The sequence below is a fragment of the Komagataeibacter europaeus LMG 18890 genome, assembly GCF_000285295.1.
Classification (GTDB): Bacteria; Pseudomonadota; Alphaproteobacteria; order Acetobacterales; family Acetobacteraceae; genus Komagataeibacter; species Komagataeibacter europaeus.
The window spans coordinates 1-3,449 of the sequence record NZ_CADP01000186.1 but is presented as its reverse complement, the minus strand read 5'-3'; the positions used below and the strand labels follow the sequence as shown (position 1 = coordinate 3,449).

Sequence of the window (3,449 nt, the reverse complement as noted above, 5' to 3'; positions counted from 1 at the left end):
CGGCGGAAAACGGCACGCTGGCGTCGCTGGACAATACCGGGACCGCCACCCTGACGGACAGCACCGTGACGGGCGCGCTGAATAACGAGGCAGCCGGCACGGCGACGGCGACCGGCGGGACGATCGGCAGCGTCACCAATGCTGGCACTTTGACGCTGGGCGCGGGCAATACGGTGACGGGTGATGTCACCAACGCCGCGGGCGGCGCGCTGACACTGGATGGCGACACCATCAACGGCACGCTGGCCAGCAACGGAACCAGCCTTGACGTGACGACGAACGGCGCGTCGGCCGGCTCGCTGTCGGGTAGCGGCAATGCCGCGCTGGACGGGACGCTGACGCTGACGAATGCGGCGGATACCTATTCCGGCGGGCTGTCGGGCACGGGTGGCCTGACGGTCGCTGGCGGCACGGAAACGCTGTCGGGGGCGAATACCTACAGCGGTGCGACGACGGTGGCGTCCGGCGCGGTGCTGCAGCTTGGCACGGGCGGGATGTCCGGTTCACTTGATGGCACGTCTGGCATCAGCGACGACGGCACGCTGGTTGTGGACCGGTCCGATGCATCCACCCTGTCGGCACCGATTTCCGGCAGCGGCGCGCTGGTCCAGGCGGGCACGGGCACGACAACCCTGACTGGCACCAACAGTTACAGCGGTGGCACGACCATTTCCAACGGCACGCTGGCGGGCACGACCTCGAGCTTCGGTTCGGGCGCGATTACCGATGACGCGGCGCTGGATGTCGATGTCGCCTCCACCGATACGGACAGCCTGGCCAACACGGTCACGGGCACCGGCAGCATGACCAAGACAGGCGGCGGCACGCTGGTGCTGGATAACGCCGCCGACAGCTACAGCGGTGGCACGACGGTTGCAGCGGGCACCCTGCAGGTCGATGGCAATGAAAGCCAGATCGGCGGCACGACAACGGTTGCATCGGGCGCCACGCTGTCGGGTGTCGGGACCATGGGCGGGGATGTCACCATCGCCAGTGGCGGCACGCTGTCGCCCGGTGATGGCGCCAACAGCGTCGGCACCCTGTCCATTGCCGGAAACCTGACCGAAAGCAGCGGGTCCATCGCGAATTTCGATATGGGGCAGGCCGGGACCGTTGGTGGGAAATATAACGATCTGGTCAGTGTCGGGGGCAACCTGACGATTGCCTGAACCCTGAATGTCAGCCAGAGCCCGGGCGGTGATTTCGGGCCGGGTGTGTATCGCCTGTATGATTATGGCGGCACGCTGACCAACAATGGCGTGACGCTGGCCGGGACGGGTGAAACACTGCAGACATCGGTTGATAACGAAGTCAACCTGGTCGTGGCGGCGGCTGGCACGCAGGAGCAGTACTGGGATGGCGGCAACGTCAACGGCGACCACGGCAGCGATGGCACGTCCGGCAACGGACAGGTCGATGGCGGGAATGGCGTCTGGACCGCGCCGGGTGGCAGTGGTGATGGCAACTGGACCAGTTCGTCCGGAACGGGCAACACCCCCTCCACACAGGGCGCATACGACATATTCGAAGGCAAGGGCGGCACCGTCACCGTTGATGACAGCAGCGGCGATGTCACGCTGAGTGGCGCGCAGTTCGCCAATTCCGATGCGTCCAGCGGCGGCAAATATGTCATTACCGGTGATACGCTGTATTCATCCGGATCGGACCTGACGCTGCGCGTCGGTGACGGTACGGCCGCCGGCGCGGCGACGGTCGCGGAAATTGATTCCAAGATTGACGACAGCAAGGTCGCGGGTGGCACGACCCTGACCAAGACCGATGGCGGCACGCTGATCCTGGGCGGAAACAACAGCTATAGTGGCGGGACCGATATCCAGGGCGGCACGCTGGTGGGCACGATATCCAGCTTCGGCACCGGTGCGATCAATGATGAAACGGGCGCCAGCCTGACGCTGGACCAGGGCACGGATGGCACGCTGGGCAACGGGCTGGGTGGTTCCGGCGCGCTGGTGAAGGATGGTTCCGGTGATGTCACGATCGCCAGCGATGATTCCGGCTTTACCGGCAACACCAGTGTCAATGACGGCACCCTGACGGTCGATGGCTCGCTGGCGAATTCCAGCGTGACCGTCGCCGGGGCGGGGACGCTGGCTGGCACCGGGACCGTGGGGTCAACCACCGTTGCCAATGGGGGCACCCTGTCGCCCGCCGGTGGCAATGCGCTGGGGACGCTGACGGTTGATGGCAACCTGAACATGGGTGCCGGTTCCACCTATGTCGTCAATGGCGGGACCGCGGGACAGAGCGACCTGGTATCGGTCACCGGCGGGGCGACCCTGACCGGCGGCACGGTTGAATTCACGGTTCCCAGTGGCACCACACTCAAACCCGGAACCGAATATACCATCCTGACCACCCAGAACGGGGTGACGGGGCAGTTCGCGGGGCTTTCGACCAACCTGTCGGATGCCTATACCTTCCTCTCGCCTGAACTGCTTTATACTGCGGACGACGTGGATATTACGCTGGGCCGGAACACCACGACCTTCGAATCCGTTGCGAATACGCGCAATGAACGCGACGTGGCGGCCGTGCTGGATGGCATGGGTGGCAGCAATGCGATGGTGACCGCCATCGAGCAGCTGAACGGGGCGCAGGCGCGCAAGGCCTTTGACGCCCTGTCGGGCGAGATCCATGCATCCGCCCGGACCGCGTTGATCGAGGACAGTTTCTATGTCCGCAACGCCGCGATCGACCGCCTGCGCAATGCCGCGTGTGATCCCGGCGCCGACGCCAACCAGAAGACGGCAACCCTGAAGGGCCGCAGGACGGACGGCACCTGCATGCAGGACCGCGTGACGCTGTGGGGCGAGGCCTTCGGGTCGTGGGGCCATAATTCCGGCGATGGCAATGCAGGCGGCATGAACCATTCCGTTGGTGGCTTCGTGCTGGGCGCGGATGCGCCGGTCTTCAATACGTGGCGCGTTGGCGGACTGGTCAGCTATGGCCGTTCGACCTTCAGCTCCGAAGGGACGGCTTGCAGTTACCCACAAATCTGCTGTTCTTGAATTTTGTGCTTGATGCAGATGAATCTGTTGTGATTCCTTTTCTGTCACCTTTATGCAGGCGGGGTGTGAGAATGGTACAGGATTGGGTCATACAGGAAATATCCGGATCTGACCTTGGCGACGAGCGCCTGAACAGGCGTCTGGGCACGATGCTCGCGGCACTTGCTGAACGACCGGGCAAGTCTCTCCCGACGGCATTTCAGGATTGGTCTGCGACCAAGGCAGCATATAGATTTTTTGCAAATGCAAATGTAAGCGAAGACAAAATCCTTGAAGGGCATTTTTCTGCTACCGCCCAGCGTTTCGATGCGACTGCAGGGCCAGTCCTGATCCTGCAGGATACAACGGAGTTTTCCTTCACCCGAGCATCTCCCGAAAAGATCGGGTTTACCAAGGTCTCTACGGGAGGCAGGGAAAAAA

The 3,449-nt window shown here is 63.4% G+C and carries 3 protein-coding genes; all 3 read left to right on the top strand.

The window, feature by feature from the left end; all coding sequences use genetic code 11:
* The coding region (locus GEU01_RS20185; RefSeq protein WP_026018908.1) for a beta strand repeat-containing protein at window positions 1–1,169 on the top strand (1,169 nt) is incomplete at its 5' end.
* Window positions 1,170–1,214: 45 nt separating this feature from the next.
* Entirely contained in the window at window positions 1,215–3,029 is a 1,815-nt protein-coding gene (locus tag GEU01_RS23545) for an autotransporter outer membrane beta-barrel domain-containing protein (protein WP_019087488.1), read from the top strand.
* On the top strand, window positions 2,999–3,449 hold a 451-nt coding region (locus GEU01_RS23540; protein ID WP_198284481.1), incomplete at its 3' end, for an IS4/Tn5 family transposase DNA-binding protein. The genes GEU01_RS23545 and GEU01_RS23540, both read left to right, overlap by 31 nt.